The sequence below is a fragment of the uncultured Marinobacter sp. genome (assembly GCF_913055835.1).
In the GTDB taxonomy this organism is placed as follows: Bacteria; Pseudomonadota; Gammaproteobacteria; order Pseudomonadales; family Oleiphilaceae; genus Marinobacter.
Genome location: NZ_CAJXKQ010000036.1, coordinates 1 through 22,712, shown reverse-complemented (window position 1 = coordinate 22,712; position 22,712 = coordinate 1). Strand labels below are relative to the sequence as shown.

Here is a 22,712-nt window from a genome sequence, read left to right as displayed (position 1 = left end):
TGGCGCACTCCCGTTAGTTGACGCCGAAAGTGTAAAACAGGAGCCATTCTCCATGACCGGACCGCTTGATGGCATCCGCATTATTGATCTGACAGCCATGATTTCAGGGCCTCTCGCTACCATGATGTTGGCCGATCAGGGGGCTGAGGTCATCAAGGTCGAAAACCCGGTGGGAGGTGATTTCACCCGCTCCGCTGCCAATCGGCAGGGGGAGATGTCGGCGCTGTATCTCAACAACAACCGCAACAAGAAATCAGTGGCGCTTAACCTGAAAGAGCAGGAAGGACGGGACGCGCTGCTCCGCCTAGTGGCAACGGCCGATGTCTTTGTGCAGAACTTCCGGCCGGGAGTTATTGAGAGGATGGGGCTTGGTGAGGAGCAACTGCGCAGGGTGGCCCCGAATCTGATCATGGTATCAATCAGTGGTTTTGGTGACACCGGCCCGTATTCCGAACGACCGGTATACGACCCGCTGATTCAGGGCCTCTCCGGATTGGCCACCGTGCAGGCCGGCGCGGATGAGCTGCGCCCGCAACTGGTAAGGACCATCCTGCCCGACAAACTCACCGGTGTGACCGCAGCCCAGGCAATCACGGCCGCACTGTTCGCCCGCGAACGCACCGGGGAGCCCCAGCATGTCCGGCTTTCCATGCTGGATGCGATCATCGCGTTTCTGTGGAGCTCCGACATGGGCAGCCAGACCTTTGTTCATAGTGAGGTGCCACAGCAGGAGGCTGCGAGCCTTCAGGATCTTATCTATGAGACCACAACCGGCTACATCACCATTGCGGTTCAGAGCGACCGTGAATGGCAAGCCCTCATTCGTGCACTGAACCGCCCGGATTGGACGAAGGATCCACGGTTCCTGACCGCCGAGTTGCGCCAGGAGAATATAGACGCCAGGCTCGAGCTGATTCAGTCGGTCATCAAAACCGATTCTGCGGAACACTGGCTGGCCAGGCTTGAGGCCGAACGAGTGCCCTGTGCCCCGGTGTTAACCCGCACCCAATTGCTCGACCACCCCCAGGTACAGGCCAACGACCTGCTCTCACACTATGACCATCCCCAGGCCGGCCGCCTCCGCCAGGCCCGCGCCCCGTCGCGGTTCTCGGCGACGCCAGAGCAGCACTGGCAAGGCGCGCCGCGTCTCGGCGAGCAAACCCGTGAACTGCTGGCAGAATGCGGGTATTCCGTAGAAGAGATTCAGGCGATGTGTGATTCAGGCATCGCATCCGTGCCCGCCGAGTAACAATCAGTCATCATCACTGAAAGCAGACCGATGGAACTCGGCTGCCTCCTCGGCCTCTGGCACACCTATTTCATGAACTTCCGGCACCTCCCCTCCTGCCAGCACTTCGAGCACGGCATGCACCCCCTTGGCCAACGAAGTCAGGCTGTATCCGCCCTCCAGAACGAGAGCTAACCGACCATCGCAGTGTTTGCCGGCAATAGCCTGAACAATGCCTGTAATCACTTTGAAGCCATCGTAAGTAAGGTTCAGAGCCATGTCGTTCCGGTGTGGATCGAAGCCCGCGGAGACCAGCACCAGATCCGGTTCGAAGTAATCAGCCGCCGGCATCAAAATCTCCCGGAACACTTTCTCGAAGGCGACATCGCCAGCCGTTTCCGGCAGAGGAACGTTGATAGTGTAGCCTTCGCCAAGGCCATCCCCGACTTCCTCCAGATGACCGGAGCCGGGGTAAAAAGGCGCTGCGCAGTGGGTGTCGAAGAACAGGACATCAGGGTCTGCCCAGAAAATATCCTGGGTTCCGTTGCCATGGTGGGCATCCCAGTCAATGATAAGAACCTTCTCGCAGCCGAGTTTGGCCTGGGCATGTGCCGCAGCGATGGCAACGTTGTTGAGCAGGCAGAACCCCCTGGCGCGAACAGGCTCAGCGTGATGTCCGGGCGGGCGTATCAGGGCAAACGCGCTTTCACACTCCCGTTTAACGACACTTTCCACGGCGGCAATGGCATTACCGGCTGCAGCGGTGGCTGCTTTGATGCTGTCTGGCGATACCGCTGTTGTATCTTTATCAAGCCAGGCCCGCTTGCCCGCCAGTGAAAAAATGTGATCAAGATAAGAGGTGGTGTGTACCCGGGCTAGCTGATCGTATGTGGCAGCAGGGGCACCGGATATGATTTGAACCCCCGCAACAGGGTTTTCATCCAGATACTCCTTGATGGCACTTATCCGCCCCGGATGCTCGGGGTAGCTCCACTTGAAATCCAGCCCCTGAAGAATGGAGCGCACGCGTTTCTCCACCCGGCTGGGCATGAACGGTAGATCCACCTCCGGGTTGTGCCCCAACATGACCTCATCGTAAAACACATTCACACTGCGATCGCCGATCATGGCCTGATTCCTTTTCTTATCCTTGTGATTCGGTCAGCGCCTGCTTCACCACCGAAGTGAATGCCGCCGCGCGCACCCCGGTCGGTTTGAAACCCAGTTTGGTCCAGGCGGCCTTGGCCTCCTTGTTTGAGGCGGAGTATTCAAGAATCAGTTCCGATGCGTGGTGCTGCTCAGCAAATGTCACCAGATCCCGCAACAACGCCTTCAGGATGCCGCGCCCCCGGTATTCAGGCTCTACCCAGATATCGTCGATAACACCAGACTTGAACTCGGTGGGCTCCGACTGCTCCCAGATGCCCTGGCTTCGCCAGATGTAAACGTAACCCATGCCCACCAGTCCCGTGCTTTTGCTTTCAGCCACTATCAGGCGCTTGTTCGGGTCGTCCAGCGATGAGTGCAAAGTACGGAGCAACCGCTTGTATTCACTCTCCTTCAAATCATGGGGAGGTGCGCCCGAAACATGCAGGGCCAGTTTGGCGAGAAACCCCACCATTTCAGGCAGGTCTTCTTCGCGGGCCTCTCTGATTAAAAATCCACGCTTCGCTTGCTTCTCAGCCACGCGCCACTCCCGTTGCACCGACATATCAGGGGAACCGGGTGAAACCCGAATGATCTGAATTTTCGGGTGACATACATTTGAGCTACTCTCCAAAGCGTAGTCTCTGGTTAGTCCCGCGACAAAAGCGACGTTCACAAACTGTTCTGGGAATTATCCCCCTGGGGTTGGTTTCGATAGCGCAGGCGGGTTGTACATATCGAAGCGAGGAATGATGAGAAAACTCCTGGTAATTCTGGGGCTCGCGACGCTCATTGCATTATTGGCGACGGTCACATCCCGGCCCATGCTGATTGAAGAAAGGCTGATCCAGATTCAGGCGGAGGATACGCTACGGGAATTTCCTCGTATCGAGACGGAGCCACTGGAAGTTCAAGCAGCTTTGCTGGATATGGCTGATGACGAGCTGTTGCTACTGAAAGCCCGCGCGGCCTATTTGCGATATCCGGAAATGACCCGGGAGATCCTTCCGGTTTACGGGCCCGAACCGGAGTTCCGGGAAGTTCTCCGACTGTATGGGGAAAACGTTCTTCCGCCGATCCACTACTTCCTGAGCAATCCTGTTGGGTCCATCGAACTGATGAATGATCTTGCCAACAAATACCAGGCGGCAGTGGAGTTCTTCACCGGCAGCGGAAAAACCGACACCAATACTGCCGAGCAACCAAACACCCCGCAGAAAGAAAAGCTGACCCGGGAAGAGCGCGGATGGTATGCCGTTCGCTTTATCCAGGAAGAGGGACACGATTTCCTGGGCCAGTTTGTTGTGAACGACCAAGGCGACATTATCTGGGTTAGAACGGAACGTGTACTTGAGAATATCAATCAGTTTTTCGCCAGTGGAATCCGCAACCTGGAGATTCAGCACCGTACGGGTGAAGATGTGTCCGCCGCTGACCTTGGCTGGGCTTCGGTCGATGTGCTGGTATTCGCCAGTGCACTGAAGGTTCTGCGCGCCGGACGGGCGGTTGCGGTTTCTTCACGCACCGCTGCTGCCGGTAGCCGGTCTGCGGCAATTGGTGCTCGTCTCGCCAATAGCGGGCGCCTGTTGATGGCAACCGCCCGATACGCAAAGTGGCCCGCCGTGATTGGCGCCGGATACCTGGTGGTCACGCACCCGGGTATTATCAATGACCTTCTGGCCGAAGTATCAGAAATACTGGGTTACCCTGAAAAGCTGGTGCAGTTTATTGGATGGATGGTGATACTGTTGCCCGTGTTGTACATCGGCAGCTGGATATTCCGATTTTTCCTGCGCCCTGCTCTTGGATTGCTGGCTGTCTCGTTCGCCGGCTTATCCCGCATAGGCCGGCGCAAATCACTTAACAGACTGGACTGATTCAGAAACCGCTATGTCTTTCTCCCGTATTTACGAACAGGCCGTTCTCCAGAAAGGCGGCGAGAGCGAGGTTCGCGCTAGGCTACCGAAAGTGGCCGAACTCGGCGAACTGGAGGCTCTTGGCGACGATCGCTACCTCTCGGAAATCACCCGATGCATTTTCAAGGCGGGGTTCGTCTGGCGGGTGATTGAAAACAAATGGCCGAAATTTGAAGAGGCGTTCGAGGGGTTCGTCCCCCTTTACTGGCAACAGGTGCCACCCGAGGTTCTCGAGCGGCTGGCTGGCGATGAGCGGATTGTCCGCAACGCCCAGAAAATTCAAACCGTGCCCGAGAATGCCCGGATGATTGTCGATGCTGCCCGGGAACACGGCAGTTTTGGCAAGTTCCTGGCGGGTTGGCCCAACAGTGACCAGGCCGGTTTACTGCTTTGGCTCAAACGCAACGGTGCGCGGCTCGGTGGCAACAGTGCCCAGTATTTTCTGCGCCGCGTAGGCTGGGACGGCTTTATCCTCTCCCGCGATGTGATTGCCGCACTGCACCGGGAGGAGTTGCTGGATGCGTCTCCCGCCAGCAAGAAGGGGCTTATGCAGGCCCAGGAAGCCTTCAACCGCTGGCATGAGGAGAGCGGCATGCCTTACAGCCATCTTTCAAGAATTCTTTCGTTGACTGTGGACTGACCTCATCCGGCAAAGTGCGCCAGCTCTTGCAACTTTAATGATAATTGTTATCATTCGCCTCCGTATTAACAACCGAGGCGTAAATACCTATGAAAGCCCCAAGCTCCCGACGCTGCAGTTGCGTGGCACTCGCTTCCCTGCTCGGCGCCAGTTCGCTGGCTACTGCACAATCCCAGACTGACGACACAACCACACTCGAGGCTCTCGACGTGGTCTCCGACGCCATTACAGCCCCCGACTACATGCCTTTGGAGAAGACGCCTGAAGTCGGCAAGCTCAGTGTTCCGGTAGAAGAACAACCTTACTCGGTATCGATCGTTGATCGCGGATTTATCGAGGACTCCGGCGCCAAGAATATCCAGGATGCCCTGCTCTACACTCCCGGAGTTTATGCTGGCAACTTCGGTTTTGACACTCGAATCGATTCCGCAAAAGTTCGTGGTGTTGATGCCGGGCGCTATCTGGATGGTCTGCGTCAGATCTATGGCTCCTACAATACCGTCCGCACCAATGTTTACGCCCTGGAAAGCATCGAAGTGCTGAAAGGCCCGTCCTCCATGCTTTATGGCCAGAGCGATCTGGGTGGCATCATCAATGGGGTATCCAAGCTCCCGGAAGATGAGCAAGCCGGTGAAATCTGGGCCCAATACGGTACCTTCAATCGCAAGCAACTGGCGGTGGATGTAACCGGCCCAGTCAACAAAAGCGGTGATTTGCTGTACCGGCTCATCGCACTTGGACGCGACAGCGACACCCAGGTGGATTATGTGGAAGACGACGGCTACTTGCTCTCCCCTTCCCTGACCTGGCGCGCCACTGATGACACAAGCGTTACCCTGCTCCTGAACCGCCAGGAGAACAAAGGCCAAGTATCCGCCCAGTTCCTGCCTCAGGTCGGCACCCTGGAACCCGGCTCACAGGGCTTTATCGGTTCCGAGCGGTTCGTTGGCGAGCCAGGGTGGGATCGTTATGACCGGAAAAAGACCGAAGCTACCTTGTTTGTCGATCATCAGCTGAACTCCAACTGGGCGGTTTCCGCTACGGCCCGTTACACCCGTTCCAGCACAGAAACCCGCGAACACTGGATCACCATTCCAAGCGTGCCCGACGCCGACGGAGAAGTGCCGCGTACCATTTACACGGCAGATGCTGAAACTCGCATTTTCAACATGGACGCTCGCCTTGAGGGCGATGTGGAGCTGGGCATGACCCGCCACCGCCTGATTATCGGCGCCGATCGCCAGGACGCACTCTGGGAACAGGATAACTACTTCTATGGTTACGGCCTGGGTGGCACCTTCGATGTGTATGACCCACAGTACGGCAACCTGAACGACGGCGTTATCAACCCGACAGACCGGCCGGACAACGAGATCGAACAAATTGGTCTGTACATTGCCGACCACATCGAGATCGGACCCGTCGTTGTGTCCGCAGGCCTCCGCCACGACTGGGCCGAGAACCGCCGACTGGCCGTCTCCGGCTCAGACACCGTCAGCGAGGAAGAAGCTACCACTGGTCGTGCGGGTGTGATGTACCGGTTCGAAAACGGGATCTCCCCCTACATCAGTTACGCTGAAGCATTCAGCATGAACCTGGGAACCGACGGCACGGCCGCAGCGAATACCCTGAAGCCAACCACAGGCGACCAGCAGGAGGCGGGCGTGAAATACGTGTCGCCGGACCAGTCCCTCGGTATTACCGCAGCCTACTTCGACATTACCCAGAAGAACCGGATCAGCGACGGCAGCACGCCAGGTGGTGTGGAGCAGACTGGCGCGGTGATCGACGGCTGGGAGCTGCAGGTGAACAAGCGCTGGCAGCGTTTCGAAACCCAACTGGCCTACACGGATATGAACGCAAAGGACGACGCCTCCGGCAACCGTCTGCCCTATGTAGCCGAGCGCCAGGCCTCCTGGTGGAACCAGCTCTATATCGCCAGCAACTGGCGGTTCGGCGCCGGGGTGCGCTATGTGGGTGACAACGTCGGCTCAGGCGGCGGGCCCGTCGTTCCCTCCGTTACCCTCTACGACGCCATGATTGGCTACACCTGGCAGAACTGGGACTTCACCTTAGATGCCAAGAATCTGGCTGATGAGGAGTACATCACCTGGTGCCGCTCCGAGGGTGCAGACTGCGGTTATGGCGAGCGACGCACTGTAAACGCCAACGCGAAGTATCGTTTCTAAGGCTTCATCCTGAAGTCTCTGGTCGCCGCAGCCTGAGGACCTCTGCGGCGATCAGCTCTTCTTTTTCTTCTTCTTTTTCGCCTTCTCGTACAGCTCGCGCAATGCTTTGGGATTCTTCCCTTTACCTGAGCCGTGAGACTCCAGGATACGTGTCCAGATCGCCTGCTTCTGATCGGGAGAGAGCTGCTTCCACTCCTTTTTCTCCTCCTTGGTTCGGCCACACGCTTTGCAGACGGCCTTCTTGTTGAACTCACAGACATCGATGCAGGGTTTCTTGGTAACGGGCTCCATGGGCTCTGCTTTTTCCTCTCACTGAAGACTTGGCTTGGTTCAAGCCTGAGGACTGCACCCCGGAGTTACAAGATACATAGCCCGTGGAAAACCGAGACTAGTAGGGGATAAAAGCCTCCTCATCACCCACGACTTTTTCAAACCGCCCCGCTCGCCAGTCTTCTTTGGCCTGGTCGATTCGGGACTTGCTGGAAGAGACAAAGTTCCACTCGATGAACCGTTTCCCGAGCGGCTCCCCGCCAATAACGACAATGCGGGCATCCTTCGTGGCTGTAATGGCAACACCGGGCTCACTCGAAAAGACTGTCATGCTATGGGTGGAAAGTTCAGAGCCGCTGGCTCGCAGTGCGCCGCTGGCCACGTAAACGGCACGTTCAGGCGCCTTGGGTAATGTCAGGGTTCGGCCGGCTTTAAGGGTGGCTTCCAGGTACAGGGTTTCGCTGAACTGGCGCACGGGCGACGTTACTCCGTAAGCACTGCCGATCATGATTCGAACCGGAACACCGTCGATTTCAAATGAAGGAATATCATCGCCTGAGTAGTGGTGGAACCCTGGCTCTGTTTCCTCGTGGTTTTCCGGCAACGCCAGCCAGAGCTGAAGCCCATGCAAACGGTGATCTGTGGCAGTGACTTCCGGGCGCTCCCGCTCGGAATGGGCGATCCCCCTGCCCGCAACCATCAGGTTGATATCGCCCGGCCGGATTGGCTGGTAGCTGCCAACGGAATCCCGATGCAGTATCTCGCCCTCGAACAGGTAGGTTACGGTGGCAATGCCAATATGCGGGTGCGGCAACACATTGATGCCCTGGCCCGACGGGAAGTCCGCCGGGCCTATTTCATCAAAAAAGATCCACGGGCCAACCATTTTCCGTTTTGCCGTTGGCAACAACCGACGTACGGAGAATCCGCCGAGATCGGCAACGCGGGGGCTTAAAATGATTTCAATGGCGCTCCACGGCACCTCGGCCGAATCACAGTTCTGTTCAACAGAATTCATCAGATTGCTCATGCATCGCTCCCGTTTTGCTCCGAACCAGTTACCTGTTTTTCCTGAAGCTATTATAGAACCCGGAATTTTTGTCTGGGCAGCGATATTCCTCCTGGCAATTCCTCGGCCGCTATAGTTAGCGTAGGGGACTTAACCAATTGCAACAGTTTGAGGCCTTGAGTGTTTCCATCACTGACTATCGGCATCATCGCTTTCGCCATCGCATCCATCGTCATTGTGACTGCGGGCAGCCGACTTGCGCGGGTGGCGGATGAACTGGCTGATCGGACGGGTCTGGGCGAGGCCTTGTTCGGCATTTTTCTGCTGGCCGGGGTAACCTCTTTACCGGACTTCGCTGCCACACTCAGCGCAGCTATGGATTCAAGGCCGGATCTGGCCATGAGCAATGTCATGGGCAGTATGGCCGCGAACCTGGTGTTTCTTGGCATTGCGGACATCATTTACCGAAAGGCCAACCTGGAGCACGCGGCTGCCTCTTCCACCAACCTGATGCTGGCTGCGCTATTGATTGTTCTGCTGGCTCTGCCGCTACTGGCAATTGCCAGTCCACCGGTTTCCTTCTGGGGAATACACCCAATCACGCCCGTGATTACCGCGGCGTATCTGTTCGGTCTGCACCTGGTTCGCACAACCGACAGCAAACCCATGTGGTTTCCCCGACTGACTCGCCAGACCGTTCCCGATAAGCCGGGCCATTATCTTCATGGAGGCCTTGCCCAGGCCTGGGTCACTTTTATTGTTCTGGCGGCAATCACGGGCGTCGCCGGATGGATATTGATGGAAGGAGCCAAAGTCATCAGCGACGAAACGGGCCTGTCTGATACTCTGATTGGCGGGTTGTTTACCGCGCTAGCTACCTCCTCGCCCGAGCTGGTCACCACCATTGCCGCCATTCGCAGGAACGCGCTGACTCTGGCGGTGAGCAATATATTCGGCACCAACTGTTTTAACATGCTGGTGATCGCTTCAGCCGACGTGGGCTACCCTGGCGGTTCCATCTATCACGACATTACCCCGATACAGATGACCTGGGGTCTGGTAAGCATTCTGATGACGGCCACACTGCTGATGGGCATGGTCCGACGCCAACGGTACGGAATCGGGAAGATCGGATTTGAAAGCGCTTTAATGCTGACGGTCTACGCGGTGGCGCTATCAATTGTTATGGCAAGCGGATAATACGGAGGTTAACCATGAAAACCATTGGTCTTCTGGGCGGCATGAGCTGGGAATCCACGCAAACCTATTACCGGCTGATCAACGAGGGCGTCAAAAGCCGTCTGGGCGGGCTGCATTCAGCCAAACTGGTGCTCTTCAGCGTGGATTTCGCGGAGATTGAAGCACTGCAGCACAAAGGCGACTGGCCGGCCACTGCCGACATCCTGTCCGGGGCCGCGCTGTCAGTGCAGAAGGCCGGCGCGGACTTCCTGGTGATCGGTACCAACACCATGCACAAGGTCGCTCCGGAGATCGGACAGGCCATTCAGATTCCGTTGCTTCACATCGCGGATGCAACGGCAGAGGTGCTCAAGAGAGATGGCGTAAGTCGCGTCGGCCTTCTGGGCACCCGGTTTACGATGGAGCAGGCGTTCTACAGGGAGCGACTGGAAGCCGCCGGTATCGACGTTCTCACCCCGGATGAACCTCAGCGGGATGAAGTGCATCGTGTTATCTACGAAGAGCTTTGCCGAGGCGAGATCAGGTCTGACTCGCGCCATGCCTACATGGATATTGTCTCGTCGCTTTCCGGGCGCGGTGCGCAGGCGGTAATACTGGGTTGTACCGAGATTGGCTTGCTGATCAGCCAGGCCGATACCGATGTTCCGCTCTACGACACCACGGAAATACACGCCGCTCATGCGGTCGAGCTGGCGTTGGCTCATCCGTAGAAGACCGACCAAGACGAACGCGGGCAAAAACTGGATAATGGCCGCCATTGAAGCCATGACGCGCCAAATTCTCCGATCCAGGACTCTGTAATGGAAATCAACGTCAACTTTCTCGAGAACCTCAGACTTGAAGCCAAGTTTGACGATTTCACCGTCGTAACAGACCAGCCTATCCGCTATAAGGGCGACGGCTCGGCTCCCAGCCCGTTCGATTACTTCCTGGCCTCCTCTGCCCTGTGTGCCGCCTATTTCGTGCGGGTTTACTGCCTGGCGCGGGACATTCCCACGGAGAACATTCGCCTGTCCCAGAACAACATCGTGGACCCGGAAAACCGCTACAACCAGATCTTCAAGATTTCGGTGGAACTTCCCGAGGACATTTCGGAGAAGGACCGCCAGGGCATCCTGCGCTCCATCGACCGCTGCACCGTGAAGAAAGTGGTCCAGACCGGCCCCACCTTCGAGATTGAAACCGTCGAGAACCTGGATGCCGACGCCCAGGCACTGCTGATGACTCAGCCGGAGGGTGGCAGCCAGACCTTTATCGAAGGCAAGGACCTGCCCCTGGAGCAGACCATCGCCAACATGACCGGCATCCTCGAAGAACTCGGCATGAAGATCGAGATCGCCTCCTGGCGGAACATCGTGCCGCACGTGTGGTCCCTGCACATTCGCGATGCGGCCTCCCCCATGTGCTTCACCAATGGCAAGGGGGCCACCAAGGAAAGCGCCCTGTGCTCTGCCCTGGGCGAATTCATCGAGCGGCTCAGCTGCAACTTTTTCTACAACGATCAGTTCTTCGGTGAAGAAATCGCCAACAGCGAGTTCGTCCACTACCCGAACGAAAAGTGGTTCAAGCCGGGCCCCAACGACGAGCTACCCGAAGGCATTCTGGATGACCACTGCCTGGCCATCTACAACCCGGACAGCGAGCTGCGTGGTTCCAACCTGATCGATACCAACTCGGGAAGGTCTGATCGGGGTATTGTCTCCCTGCCCTACGTGCGCAAATCGGACGGCGAGGTGGTGTACTTCCCCTCCAACCTGATCGAGAACCTCTTTCTCAGCAACGGCATGAGTGCCGGCAACACCCTCAACGAAGCACAGGTTCAGTGTCTGTCGGAGATTTTCGAGCGGGCGGTCAAGAAACAGATCATCGAAGAGGAAATTGCCCTCCCGGACGTGCCCCGGGAGGTTCTGGAAAAGTATCCGGACATACTGGAAGGCATTGAAGCCCTGGAAGCCCAGGGCTTCCCGACCCTGGTAAAAGACGCCTCCCTCGGCGGCCAGTTCCCGGTGATGTGCGTTACCCTGATGAACCCGCGAACCGGCGGAGTATTTGCCTCCTTCGGCGCGCACCCGAACTTTGAAGTGGCACTGGAGCGTAGCCTGACCGAACTGCTGCAGGGTCGCAGCTTTGAAGGCCTCAACGATGTGCCACCGCCGACATTTAATAGCCTGGCCGTGACCGAGCCGAACAACTTCGTGGAGCACTTCATTGACTCCACGGGTGTTGTTTCCTGGCGGTTCTTCAGCGCCAAGTCCGATTATGATTTCGTTGAATGGGATTTCTCCGGCACCAATGCCGAGGAAGCCGAATGTCTGTTTGGTATCCTCCGGGACCTGGGCAAGGAAGTGTATGTCTCGGTTTATGAGGAACTGGGCGCGCCGGTTTGCCGGATTCTGGTGCCGGGCTATTCCGAGGTGTACCCGGTTGAAGACCTGATCATGGACAACACCAACATGGCCCTGGACTACCGGGAAGACATCCTAAACCTGCACCGACTGGACGACGAGCAGCTGGCCGACCTGGTGGAACGCCTGGAAGCCAGCCAGCTGGACAACTACATGACCATCATCACCCTGATTGGCGTGGAGTTCGATGAGAATACCGTTTGGGGGCAGCTCACCATTCTTGAGCTGAAGATCCTGATCTGCCTGGCGCTGCAGTGGCACGAAGAAGCGCTTGAGTTCGTGGACATGTTCCTGCAGTTCAACGACAACACTGTTGAACGCGGGTTGTTCTACCGCGCCATGTATGCAGTTCTTGAAGTCACCCTCGACGATGAGATGGAACTGGAAGACTACATCACCAACTTCACCCGCATGTTCGGCGAGAAAACCATGGAAGGCGTTGTCGGTTCGGTGGATGGCTCCGTTCGCTTCCACGGTCTGGAACCAACCAACATGCAGCTGGAAGGCCTGGAAAAGCATCAGCGGTTGATCGAAAGCTACCGGAAACTACACGCAGCGCGCGCCGCCAAGGCAGGTCTGACAGCCTGACCGCAGACATCGTAGCCCTGATTGTAGCGGCCTGACTCAGCCCCGCCGCATTGGCGGCGCGGGCATTCCTGATCCACACTGGACCATTACAAGTAGCCTATTTGCGTTTAATGCCCGTACACCTTCGTACATTGACCGGCATACGCCAAACAAGGAGCTTTGCAATGAGCAATCCGGTGATCGCGGATAACAAGCCCAAGAAAGTCAGCCTGAAGAAAGGCGAGGAATACGCATTCTGTGTTTGTGGCCGTTCCAGCAACCAGCCCTTCTGTGACGGTTCCCACGGGGACACGGGATTCAAGCCCAAGGTATTCAAGGCAGAAAAAGACGAAGAGGCGGTGCTGTGCCAGTGCAAACAGACCGGCAGCGCTCCCTATTGCGATGGTACCCATCAGCAGTTCAGCGATGATCAGGTTGGTAAGGAAGCGCCGGATTCCGATGATGATGGCGACGACGAATCCGATGCGGCACCGAAAGCCAAGTCCACCAAAGAAGAACCCACCGTAGAATTTATTCACCAGTTGGCGCGTGAGGGGCTGAGCAATATGGGCCACCATGGCCCGACGACTGCGATGGGCGTACCCCGTCACACGTTACCCCATTGGGACGACCTGCAACTGATGGTAGCGCAGATGGCCAGCAAGCCGCTGGCCGATGACGCTGACGTGTCAACCGAACTGGTGATCGGGCCTGAAGCCAGAAAGCCCCTCACCCTCAGTATGCCCCTGTTCGTTTCCGACATGAGTTTCGGCGCTCTTTCTGAGGAGGCGAAGATTGCCCTGGCTCGGGGGGCCGAGCTTGCAGGCACCGGGATCTGCTCCGGCGAAGGCGGCATGTTGCCTGAGGAGCAGCAGGAGAATTCACGGTATTTTTATGAGCTGGCCAGCGCCAAGTTCGGCTACAAGGAAGAGCTGCTGAAGAAAGTCCAGGCATTCCACTTCAAGGGTGGCCAAGGCGCCAAGACCGGCACCGGAGGACATCTGCCCGGCAACAAGAACACCGGCAAGATCTCCGAAGTTCGGAACATTCCCGAAGGGGAACCGGCCAATTCCCCGCCCACGTTCGAGGATCTGCGCTCGGTCGAGGATTTCCAGCGCTTTGCCAGCCACGTCCGGGAAATTACCGGCGGTATTCCCGTCGGATTCAAGCTCAGCGCCAATCACATTGAGCGGGATGTGCAGTTCGCGCTGGATGCCGGCGCCGACTACATCATTCTGGACGGCCGTGGCGGTGGCACCGGTGCTGCCCCGGAAATCTTCCGGGATCATATCAGTGTGCCCACCATTCCGGCCCTGGCTCGCGCCAGACGCTATCTGGATGATCGTGGCGCCAGCGGACGAGTCACATTGATCGTAACCGGCGGTCTTCGGGTACCCATTGATTTCGTGAAGGCCATGGCCCTGGGCGCCGACGGTATTGCCGTTGCCAACAGTGCCATGCAATCCATTGGCTGCGTTGCGGCCCGCATCTGCAACACCAACAACTGCCCCGCCGGCATCGCGACCCAGAACAAGGATCTGCGCCAGCGGTTGAATGTGGACCAGTCTGCCAAACAGCTGCAGAACTTCCTCGAGGCCTCGGTCTCACTGATGCAGGTGATGGCAAGGGCCTGCGGCCATGACAGCCTCAGCAAACTGAACATAGATGATCTGTCCACCTGGCATCGGGAGATGGCCCTGCTCAGCGGCGTTCGCTACGCCGGTGTGCTGGATCCCTCTGCCTGAGGTTCTTCGGCACTGGCCGCCAGGACTCGAACCCGTTCGAAGTCTTCCTCGGTGAATACACCGTTCACCCCGGAAATGGCGGCCAGTTTCATGCCGTGCTTCAGGCCCAGCTTGTAGATCTCCCGCACCTTCTCCCACTCGATGTTCCGGCCCAGGGTGAAGTTCTCGAAGCGGGCTTCCAGAGCCAGTACGATGGTTTCTGCCAGGCAGGCGTAGGCAATGCCTTTGGGCAGACCGATGTCTTTCATGCGCACTTCACCCGGTAGCTGGATTTCACCGGACTCGATCACCAGCACATCCGGGCGTTTCGCCACATCTTCCGCCGGAATATCCAATGGGCGGGCAACGTCCGTGATCACGCAGCCGGGCTTCACTTTCATGATATCCAGGATGCGTTTGCCGGCACCGGAGGTGGCGGTTACGATCATATCCATGTGTGCCAAATCCCGTTCCGCTGACCCGGCAACATGCACGATTGCCCCTGGCGTTTCCTGTTCGATGCTTTCCTTCAGCGCCAACAGTTTGGCCGGCTCCGGCGCCGCCAGGTAAATCTCATCCACGGCCTTGGCCAGCAATCTTGCACAGACCGACCCGATCGCACCTGTAGCACCTACCACCATGGCTTTGCCGGCCGCTTTGCCATTGGGGCCAATGCTTACCCGCCCTATTTTTTTCATGGCATCGTGAGCCGCCCAGAGTGCACCGGAAGCGCTATAGCTGTTACCAGTTGTGATCGGCAGTGGTGCGCGCTTGGCCACCGTAATCCCCGCGTCCCCGACAACCTTGGTGAACGCGCCCAGTCCCATGATCTGGGCCCCGAGCTTCTTGGCGAGTTTTGCCGCCTGCAGCAGCCTGGCGTAGGTAAATTCCGGCCCGTGGGCCATGATTTCCCGAGGGGTGCCGCCAACGGTAATGAGCCAGCCCTCCACCTCATCGCCATTGGGGGAGCGGATTCCGGATACCTTCGAGTAGATAAAAGGTGGCGTGTAGGCCACCGCCTTTTCAACCAGGTTCATCACTACCGGCGGCGACACATTGGCAACATAGTCCAGCGGCGGTGTTTTGGTGAGATATTGCTGTGACAAGGGATGAATCACGAACGCAAAACGGTTCACCCGACGGTAGCCATCCGGATAAAGGATACGTGGTTCAATACCGAGGTTCTGGATAACATCCAGATAGTCATCGGGGCCCAACTGATCCGGAGTTCTGGAGAGCGCCGCACTGATCATCGCCTCCATCACGTTCACACCCACGGGCCGGCCCTCCAGCCAGGGGCTGTAATCCACCACCATGGCAACCTTGCGGGACCGCATCCAGTCGAGCGCCGAGTCAGTCACCCGTGAGGTTATGACGGTCTTGCCATCCAGCTCTTTCTGCGTGAAATGCTCCAGGTCTCCGATGGCGCCCACAATCACATGTGAGTCGGCCACGGCGTTGTGCAAAGACCCTTTAACGAGGTTTTCGCCCAGACGATACAGCGGTGTACGGAGAATGGTTTCTACCGCCTTCACAGCCGCCGGCCTGAACATGATCGGAGCGGTCAGCGAGGTATAGGTTTCAAGCTGTTTCAGGGAAGTCAGCAGCCTGGGGACACCAAAATCCGTATAAGGATCGGCAAAGAAAAGGTTCTCGGTATGTTCCGAGAGGGACCGGGCAATTCGATAACCGGCCTGCCCGTTCATGAACATTACACGGGCATTGTCGAAGAAATGCCCCAGTTCGGATTGGGTATGGCGGACGGCCCATTCCTGAAGGATCGCACGCAGGCCCGCACCGGTGGTAACGGGCTTGTCCGGTACACAGGCTTCCAGACGAGCGGTATCGGGGTGTTCAAGCTGTTCCCGGCCCACCTCATAGTGATCGTGGACCATACTCAACCCGATGGCGTCTGCCTGCGTATGCACCGACTCCAGAACCGCTTCGGCACGGGAAAGATCGCCATCCGTGCCGATTCGGATAATCCGGAAAGTCTGATCGAGGAACGAGGTTTCCAGATCGTAATCATATTCGGAAGATCCCAGGCTGACACTGACAACGGTTTTCATATTCAGGCTTCCCTTTTCCTGTTGTTATGCTTTGTAGCGTAAATCAGGACACCGGTTTCTGCCTTAGCCCAGATCAAATTCCTGTGCGCGATTCAACGTCTACAATAAGGTGACGGGCCGAACGACTACTCAGATTTTACGGATCAACCAGGAGCTCACTATGACCATTCAGGAAGAACTCAACGCCACTGTCCGGGAACTGGTTCAGCCCGGCAAGGGAATTCTCGCGGCGGACGAAAGCCACCCCACGATCGCCAAGCGCTTCAAGGCCGTTGGCGTGGAGTCGAGCGAAGACATGCGCCGGGAGTATCGGAGCCTGATTTTCTCCGCTTCCGGATTGGGAGAATTCATCAGTGGGGTCATTCTGTTTGAAGAGACACTCGGCCAGCACAGCCTGGATAATGTGCCCATGCCAAAGCTGCTGGCCAGCAAGGGCATCGTGCCGGGCATCAAGGTCGACAAGGGCAAGGGTCCGCTTGTGAATGCCCCCGGCGACGAGATCACCTTTGGCCTGGATGGTCTCGAAGACCGCCTGGAAATCTACAAGAACCAGGGGGCGCGGTTCGCCAAATGGCGGGACGTGTTCCATATCTCGGACACCTTGCCCTCCCGGCACGCGGTTGAGGCGAACGCCGAGGTTCTCGCCCGCTATGCAGCAATCTGCCAATCCCTGGGCATCGTGCCCATTGTCGAGCCGGAAGTTTTGATTGACGGCAGTCACACTATTGAACGCTGCGCGGAAGTCAGCGAAGCGGTGATTCGCGAGGTTTTCCACGCCCTTTACCGTCATAAGGTGGAACTGGAACACATGATCCTGAAACCCAGCATGGTGACGCCGGGCAAGGAAAACCCGAAGGCGTCGCCGGAAGACGTGGCAACAGCAACCCTTGATGTCTTTCGCAGGGCGGTACCGGCAGCGGTACCCGGCATATTCTTCCTCTCGGGCGGCCAGACTCCTGAAGAAGCAACCATTAACCTGAATGCCATGAACAGCATGGGGCCTCAGCCCTGGGAGCTCAGCTTTTCCTATGGTCGGGCCCTTCAGGAACCCGCCCAGAAAGCCTGGGCCGGCAACCTGGACAATGGCCCTGAAGCCCAGGCGGCGATACTCAAGCGCGCCCGGCTCAACAGTGCAGCACGCTCGGGCAGTTACCGATCAGCAATGGAAGATTGATCGGCAATTGCCCGGCGGCAGTTGCTCCTCAGTTACAGCCAGAGATGCAGCTGGCCATACCGTTGAACGCCATGGTACGGCCACTGAGGGGCACATGAACCGGCACGTTCACTGAATCCCGGAACAGCGCCGTGCGCGTGCCTTCCTGCACCTTGCCACCGGAGGTAGCCGGTTCGTTGGCATGGGAGGCGATAACCGCCTTCGGTTGCACCAGATCGTTAATCACGTATGCAGCCTGTTTAGGCCCGGTGGTGAAGGTATCTCCGATGTTCATCACCACAAGCCCCGCACCATAGTGATCTCTCACAACCAGCTGCTGCTCGGCGGTAATGCCGGTATCACCAGACAGGTAAACCACCAGGCCATTGGAGAACTTCAGTACGTAGCCTGTAGGTGGTCCGACACTGGCTCCAACACCGGCGGCAGCAAGGTACTCTGCCAGCGGGCCGGTCAGGAATGAAGGCGAAACGCCGTTGCTGTGGACCGCAGGCACCGTAGTGATGGCCACTCCGCCAACCTCACGTTCGCCTCCGAAACGCACCAGCATGGAGTTGGCGGGATCACCGCCAGCGTCCTTGAGCTTGGCGGCAAAGAAGGCAGGCATTTCACTGCCTGTCACGATCTTCGCGTTGTGTTTCACTGCAATATCGACGGTATTGGATTGCGGCAGCGTTGAAACGCCGGTGTCGGGGGATCCGCAGGTGCCTTCATTCGTCTTGCTGATACGCTGGTCCCCAACGTGATCCCCATGCATATGGGAAACCAGAACAATATCAATCTTGCCCAGGCGCGGATCGTCGGGCCCGGCGACGGTCCTGCCGGCATCGTAGAGAATCCGGGTGCCATTCGGATCTTCAAACACCAGCGCCCGGTCCCGGCCACAGAACTCACCATCGTGGCTACCTAAAGGTGTGACTTTCACCACATGGTCGTCTGCGGCAGCCGGCATTGCGGCGCCAAGGAGCATACAGGCAGACACGCCGGCAGAGGCCAATGTGCTGCGCAAACCTGGTTTGAACATGTTGTTCGTCCTCCCTCTCGTCTTTTGTTGGTATAGGCAGTAATACGAACGACAAAGCCTTTAGTACCAGTGTAGCCGGGGGGAAGCGAACGAGAGGGAAATCGGGATCAGGCCGCGCGGGAATCTGAAACCGGTACCTGCTGATCAAGACAGGCCATCATGGGTGCTACCTGGCGGATCTTGCGGGCCTCGGGCCAGAGGATTTCAGCCTCCGCAAAGCCCTGGCGAAGGAAGTTGAGCCACTGCTTGATGCGACCGGTGACGTAACGGTCCTCAAGCCATCCCTGTAGAACTGTCGCGTACTCGTGGACCAGCGCCACGGCCTCTGGCCAGGTCATATCAGCCACGGTTTCGCCCTGCTGGCTGGCCTTGATCTGGCGGGCAAGATCTGGCCGTGCGATCAGGCCACGGCCAATCATCACATCGTCACAACCGGACACTTCACGGCAACGCCAGTAGTCTGCAACCGTCCAGATCTCGCCATTGGCGATGATGTGGGTCTTTACCGCTTCCCTTGCCCGGGCAATTTCCTCCCAGTAGGCCGGCGGTCTGTAGCCATCCACTTTGCTGCGGGCGTGGATGACAATCTCTTCCGCACCTGCCGCTTCCAGTGCCTGCGCACAGGCCACGCCCATGGAACGGTCATCGTAACCCAGCCGCATCTTGGCGGTAACGGGTACATCGCGAGGCACAGCCTGGCGCACAGCAGCCACAATTTCGTGCATCAGCTCCGGTTCCCGCATCAACACGCAGCCGCCCTTGTGCTTGTTCACGGTCTTGGCCGGGCAACCAAAGTTGATGTCCACCTGGGTGGCGCCGAGTTCTGCGGCACGCACGCCATGGCGTGCCATCTGATGAGGGTCTGAACCCAGCAGCTGAACGGCAACGGGGGTACCCACTCGAGTGAGTGACCGGTTGTGTAGCTCGGGGGCGTATTTGTAGAACACTCTTGGAGGCAGCATGCCATGGGTCACCCGAACGAATTCGGTTACGCACCGGTCAATACCGCCAACCCCGGTAAGGGTTTCACGGATAGGTGCGTCGACCAGCCCTTCCATCGGGGCAAGGATGATTCGCATGAAGGCTCCAGAGCTTTGACCAAAAGGGATAACGGTTGCGGCTGATCAAAAATCAGACGGAGCGGATTGTAGGGAATTTGGCGGGAAGTTGGTAGCCGGGCATCCCGCAATGGAATGCCCGGCTGGTTACTGCTGGTTTACTTCTTCACATCGAAGCGGTCGTTGTTCATGACCTTGGCCCAGGCTGCGACGAAGTCTTTCACGAACTTCTCTTCGTTGTCGTCCTGCGCATACACCTCTGCGTAGGCACGCAGGATAGAGTTGGAACCGAACACGAGATCAACCCGGGTCGCAGTGAACTTGGTGTTGCCGCTCTTGCGATCCACGATGTTGTACGAGTTCTTGCCAGTTGGCTCCCAACGGTTGGCCATGTCGGTCAGGTTCACAAAGAAGTCGTTGGTCAGCTGGCCAACGCGATCTGTGAACACACCGTGCTTGGTGCCACCGTAGTTGGTGCCCAGCACCCGCATGCCGCCCAGCAGAACGGTCATTTCCGGCGCGGTCAGGCCCATAAGCTGGGCGCGGTCCAGAAGCATTTCTTCCGGCTTGACCACGTAGTCCTTCTTCTGCCAGTTGCGGAAGCCATCCGCCAGCGGCTCCAGCGGTTCGAAGGATTCGGCATCGGTCATCTCGTCGGTGGCATCACCACGGCCTTTCAGGAAAGGAACGTGAACTTCGTGACCGGCAGCTTTCGCCGCCATCTCGATACCCAGATTACCACCCAGCACAATCACGTCCGCAATGCTGGCGCCTGTGTCGGCAGAGATCTGCTCGTAGACCTTCAGCACCTTGTCGAGACGATCAGGCTCGTTGCCTTCCCAGTCTTTCTGGGGAGCCAGACGGATCCGGGCACCGTTGGCACCACCACGCATGTCCGAGCCGCGGTACGTGCGTGCGCTGTCCCAGGCGGTGCAGACCATTTCGTTCAGGCTCAGGCCGGCTGCGGCAATTTTTTCTTTGACCACCTCCTCAATGTAGTTGGTCTCACCCTGCGGCACCGGGTCCTGCCAGATCAGATCTTCAGCCGGTACGTCCGGGCCGATGTAACGAGCCTTCGGACCCATGTCGCGGTGCGTCAGCTTGAACCAGGCGCGGGCGAAGCAGTCCTTGAAGTACTCGGGATCTGCCATGAACTTCTCGCAGATGGCGCGGTACTTCGGATCGACCTTCATTGCCATGTCAGCGTCAGTCATCATCGGCTTGACACGGGTGGTCATGTCGGTCGGGTCAACCGGCATGTGCTCTTCTTTAATGTCGATCGGCTCCCATTGGTTGGCGCCCGCCGGGCTCTTGGTCAGCTGCCACTCGTAACCAAACAGCAGGTCAAAGTAACCCATGTCGAACTTGGTCGGGTTGGTTGTCCAGGCACCTTCGATGCCGGAGGTCACCGCGTTCGTCGCCTTGCCAGCCATGTTGGGGTTGATCCAGCCAAAGCCCTGGTTCTCAACGTCTGCACCTTCCGGCTCGGGCCCGAGGGCTTCCGCATCGCCATTACCGTGTGCCTTACCAACGGTGTGACCACCGGCGGTCAGGGCAGCGGTTTCTTCGTCGTTCATCGCCATTCGGGCGAAGGTTTCACGTACCTGCTCACCGGTTTTCAGAGGGTCCGGATTGCCGTTCACACCTTCCGGGTTCACGTAAATAAGGCCCATCTGGACGGCGGCCAGCGGATTTTCCATGGTGTCAGGCTTTTCCACGTTTTCGTAACGCGTGTCAGACGGAGCCAGCCACTCTTTCTCGGCACCCCAGTAAATGTCTTCCTCCGGGTGCCAAATGTCGGCTCGGCCGTAGGAGAAGCCGAAGGTTTTGAAGCCCATGGATTCATAGGCAATGTTACCGGCCAGAATGAACAGGTCAGCCCAGCTAATCTTGTTGCCGTACTTTTTCTTGATCGGCCACAGCAGACGACGGGCCTTGTCCAGGTTGCCGTTATCGGGCCAGGAATTCAGCGGTGCAAAGCGCTGGTTACCGGTGCCGCCGCCCCCGCGGCCATCGGCCAGACGGTAGGTGCCCGCAGCGTGCCACGCCATACGGATCATCAGGCCGCCGTAGTGACCCCAGTCAGCCGGCCACCAGTCCTGGCTGTCGGTCATCAGGGCGTGCAGGTCTTTTTCAAGCGCTTTGTGGTCGAGCTTCTTGACCTCTTCCTGATAGTCGAAATCGTCGCCCATCGGATTGGTTTTGCGGTCGTGCTGGTGAAGAATATTCAGGTTCAGGTTCTCAGGCCACCAAGCCTTCACATCAGACTTTTCCTGAGTGTTGGAACCGTGCATCACAGGGCACTTTCCACCAGAGCTGTTGTTGTCCGTCATTTCTCTCTCCTCATTGGGTTTGGCAAAACGACACTTCTTGAGATCAAGGCATCACTAACTATAGGACAGAAAAAATGCTCTGCTCTGAGATTTTCTTATACCCTGAATAGTGAATGCCTATAGGGATTCCCGCTGGCGCCGGAGGCCTTAAAGCGGCTACTGCGAGCAGGCAAAATTGCTCGAGTAATCCGCCAGGATTCCAACCAGATCACGCCACGCCACACTTTGACTGAGTAAAGCCGTTCCTGACATAGGGATACTCCTGTCTGACGAGAACAGATTCACTGTAGCCCGGGGAAGACGACACGATACAATTAATTAAAAATAAAATTGTGAAAGTTTTTGTTTATCGAAAGTGAGCTTCTATTGAAGGCGCTCAATGGAGGAGAATTTGCCGGCATCGTCGAAAACGATGCGGAAACTGCCGCGAATACCATCGCGGAGATAGAAACGGGAGAGGATACGGGCCGGGAAGCGGACAGAACGTCCGTCCCGGGCCGTGGTGTGAACATCGTTGGCAACGCCCTGATAGAGTTTGATCCACTCATCAGGGCTGATGCTGATATCCACAATGATCTGCTGCATCTGATTGCGTCCTTTTTGTCGGATTACGGCTTCGCCTAATCCGATCTACCAAGGCTAACCGGCTTGCCTGACCTATTGTCGGATTACGGCTTTGCCTAATCCGACCTACCAAGGCTAACCGGATTGCCTGACCTATTGTCGGATTACGGCTTCGCCTAATCCGACCTACCAGGACTAA

At 57.5% G+C, this 22,712-nt stretch carries 18 protein-coding genes; 9 read left to right on the top strand and 9 right to left on the bottom strand.

The genetic code is table 11. The annotated features are described in order from the left end of the window. Positions 1-52 precede the first annotated feature (52 nt). Positions 53-1,249: a CoA transferase gene (locus QZ534_RS16100; RefSeq protein ID WP_296935855.1), complete on the top strand. Its 1,197-nt coding sequence runs from the start codon at positions 53-55 to the stop codon at positions 1,247-1,249. A gap of 3 nt (positions 1,250-1,252) precedes the next feature. Here QZ534_RS16100 and QZ534_RS16095 read toward each other — a convergent pair whose 3' ends face one another. Then, positions 1,253-2,356: a histone deacetylase gene (locus QZ534_RS16095; RefSeq protein WP_296935853.1), complete on the bottom strand. Its 1,104-nt coding sequence runs from the start codon at positions 2,354-2,356 to the stop codon at positions 1,253-1,255. Positions 2,357-2,372: 16 nt separating this feature from the next. Further along, a complete protein-coding gene (locus tag QZ534_RS16090; protein ID WP_296935850.1) occupies positions 2,373-2,915 on the bottom strand; it encodes a GNAT family N-acetyltransferase in 543 nt (180 codons plus the stop codon). A gap of 208 nt (positions 2,916-3,123) precedes the next feature. Here QZ534_RS16090 and QZ534_RS16085 point away from each other — a divergent pair, with 208 nt between their 5' ends. The 3 genes from QZ534_RS16085 to QZ534_RS16075 all read left to right on the top strand — a co-directional run bounded on the left by QZ534_RS16085 (position 3,124) and on the right by QZ534_RS16075 (position 7,119). Next, entirely contained in the window at positions 3,124-4,251 is a 1,128-nt protein-coding gene (locus QZ534_RS16085) for a hypothetical protein (protein ID WP_296935847.1), read from the top strand. A 13-nt stretch (positions 4,252-4,264) separates the two neighbouring features. After that, positions 4,265-4,930, top strand: coding sequence for a DNA-3-methyladenine glycosylase I (locus tag QZ534_RS16080; RefSeq protein WP_296935845.1), 666 nt, complete (start codon positions 4,265-4,267; stop codon positions 4,928-4,930). An 89-nt stretch (positions 4,931-5,019) separates the two neighbouring features. Next, positions 5,020-7,119 (top strand): TonB-dependent siderophore receptor, encoded by a 2,100-nt coding sequence (locus QZ534_RS16075; protein ID WP_296935843.1) that lies wholly within the window; start codon positions 5,020-5,022, stop codon positions 7,117-7,119. 51 nt (positions 7,120-7,170) lie between these two features. Here the strand turns inward: QZ534_RS16075 and QZ534_RS16070 are convergent, their stop codons facing one another. Both QZ534_RS16070 and QZ534_RS16065 read right to left on the bottom strand, forming a co-directional pair. After that, the gene (locus tag QZ534_RS16070; protein WP_296935841.1) at positions 7,171-7,410 is read right to left on the bottom strand and encodes a DUF1289 domain-containing protein; all 240 of its coding nucleotides are present in this window, start codon (positions 7,408-7,410) and stop codon (positions 7,171-7,173) included. 97 nt (positions 7,411-7,507) lie between these two features. After that, positions 7,508-8,419 carry a pirin family protein gene (locus tag QZ534_RS16065; protein WP_296935839.1) on the bottom strand — a complete coding sequence of 304 codons (912 nt, stop codon included), beginning with the start codon at positions 8,417-8,419 and terminating at the stop codon, positions 7,508-7,510. Between the two features lie 159 nt (positions 8,420-8,578). On the opposite strand from QZ534_RS16065, the gene QZ534_RS16060 reads away from it, so the two are divergent. The 4 genes from QZ534_RS16060 (at position 8,579) to QZ534_RS16045 (ending at position 14,315) form a co-directional block, all read left to right on the top strand. Further along, entirely contained in the window at positions 8,579-9,598 is a 1,020-nt protein-coding gene (locus tag QZ534_RS16060) for a sodium:calcium antiporter (protein ID WP_296935838.1), read from the top strand. A 14-nt stretch (positions 9,599-9,612) separates the two neighbouring features. After that, the gene (locus tag QZ534_RS16055) at positions 9,613-10,308 is read left to right on the top strand and encodes an aspartate/glutamate racemase family protein (protein WP_296935836.1); all 696 of its coding nucleotides are present in this window, start codon (positions 9,613-9,615) and stop codon (positions 10,306-10,308) included. A 90-nt stretch (positions 10,309-10,398) separates the two neighbouring features. Continuing rightward, the gene (locus QZ534_RS16050; RefSeq protein ID WP_296935835.1) at positions 10,399-12,591 is read left to right on the top strand and encodes an OsmC domain/YcaO domain-containing protein; all 2,193 of its coding nucleotides are present in this window, start codon (positions 10,399-10,401) and stop codon (positions 12,589-12,591) included. A gap of 164 nt (positions 12,592-12,755) precedes the next feature. Further along, entirely contained in the window at positions 12,756-14,315 is a 1,560-nt protein-coding gene (locus QZ534_RS16045) for a glutamate synthase-related protein (RefSeq protein WP_296935833.1), read from the top strand. Here QZ534_RS16045 and QZ534_RS16040 read toward each other — a convergent pair. Continuing rightward, positions 14,285-16,363 carry a dehydrogenase gene (locus QZ534_RS16040; protein WP_296935831.1) on the bottom strand — a complete coding sequence of 693 codons (2,079 nt, stop codon included), beginning with the start codon at positions 16,361-16,363 and terminating at the stop codon, positions 14,285-14,287. The two genes, QZ534_RS16045 and QZ534_RS16040, sit on opposite strands and share 31 nt — an antisense overlap. Positions 16,364-16,523: 160 nt before the next feature. On the opposite strand from QZ534_RS16040, the gene QZ534_RS16035 reads away from it, so the two are divergent. Further along, the gene (locus QZ534_RS16035; protein ID WP_296935830.1) at positions 16,524-17,537 is read left to right on the top strand and encodes a class I fructose-bisphosphate aldolase; all 1,014 of its coding nucleotides are present in this window, start codon (positions 16,524-16,526) and stop codon (positions 17,535-17,537) included. A 28-nt stretch (positions 17,538-17,565) separates the two neighbouring features. Here the strand turns inward: QZ534_RS16035 and QZ534_RS16030 are convergent, their stop codons facing one another. From QZ534_RS16030 to QZ534_RS16015, 4 genes are all read right to left on the bottom strand, one after another. Continuing rightward, a complete protein-coding gene (locus tag QZ534_RS16030; RefSeq protein ID WP_296935828.1) occupies positions 17,566-18,558 on the bottom strand; it encodes an MBL fold metallo-hydrolase in 993 nt (330 codons plus the stop codon). Positions 18,559-18,665: 107 nt separating this feature from the next. Further along, positions 18,666-19,637, bottom strand: coding sequence for a tRNA-dihydrouridine synthase (locus QZ534_RS16025; RefSeq protein WP_296935827.1), 972 nt, complete (start codon positions 19,635-19,637; stop codon positions 18,666-18,668). Between the two features lie 137 nt (positions 19,638-19,774). Further along, complete coding sequence (katG, locus tag QZ534_RS16020; RefSeq protein WP_296935825.1) at positions 19,775-21,949, bottom strand: catalase/peroxidase HPI; 2,175 nt, start codon at positions 21,947-21,949, stop codon at positions 19,775-19,777. Positions 21,950-22,312: 363 nt separating this feature from the next. Then, entirely contained in the window at positions 22,313-22,534 is a 222-nt protein-coding gene (locus QZ534_RS16015; RefSeq protein ID WP_296935823.1) for a DUF2835 domain-containing protein, read from the bottom strand. Between the last annotated feature and the right edge of the window lie 178 nt (positions 22,535-22,712).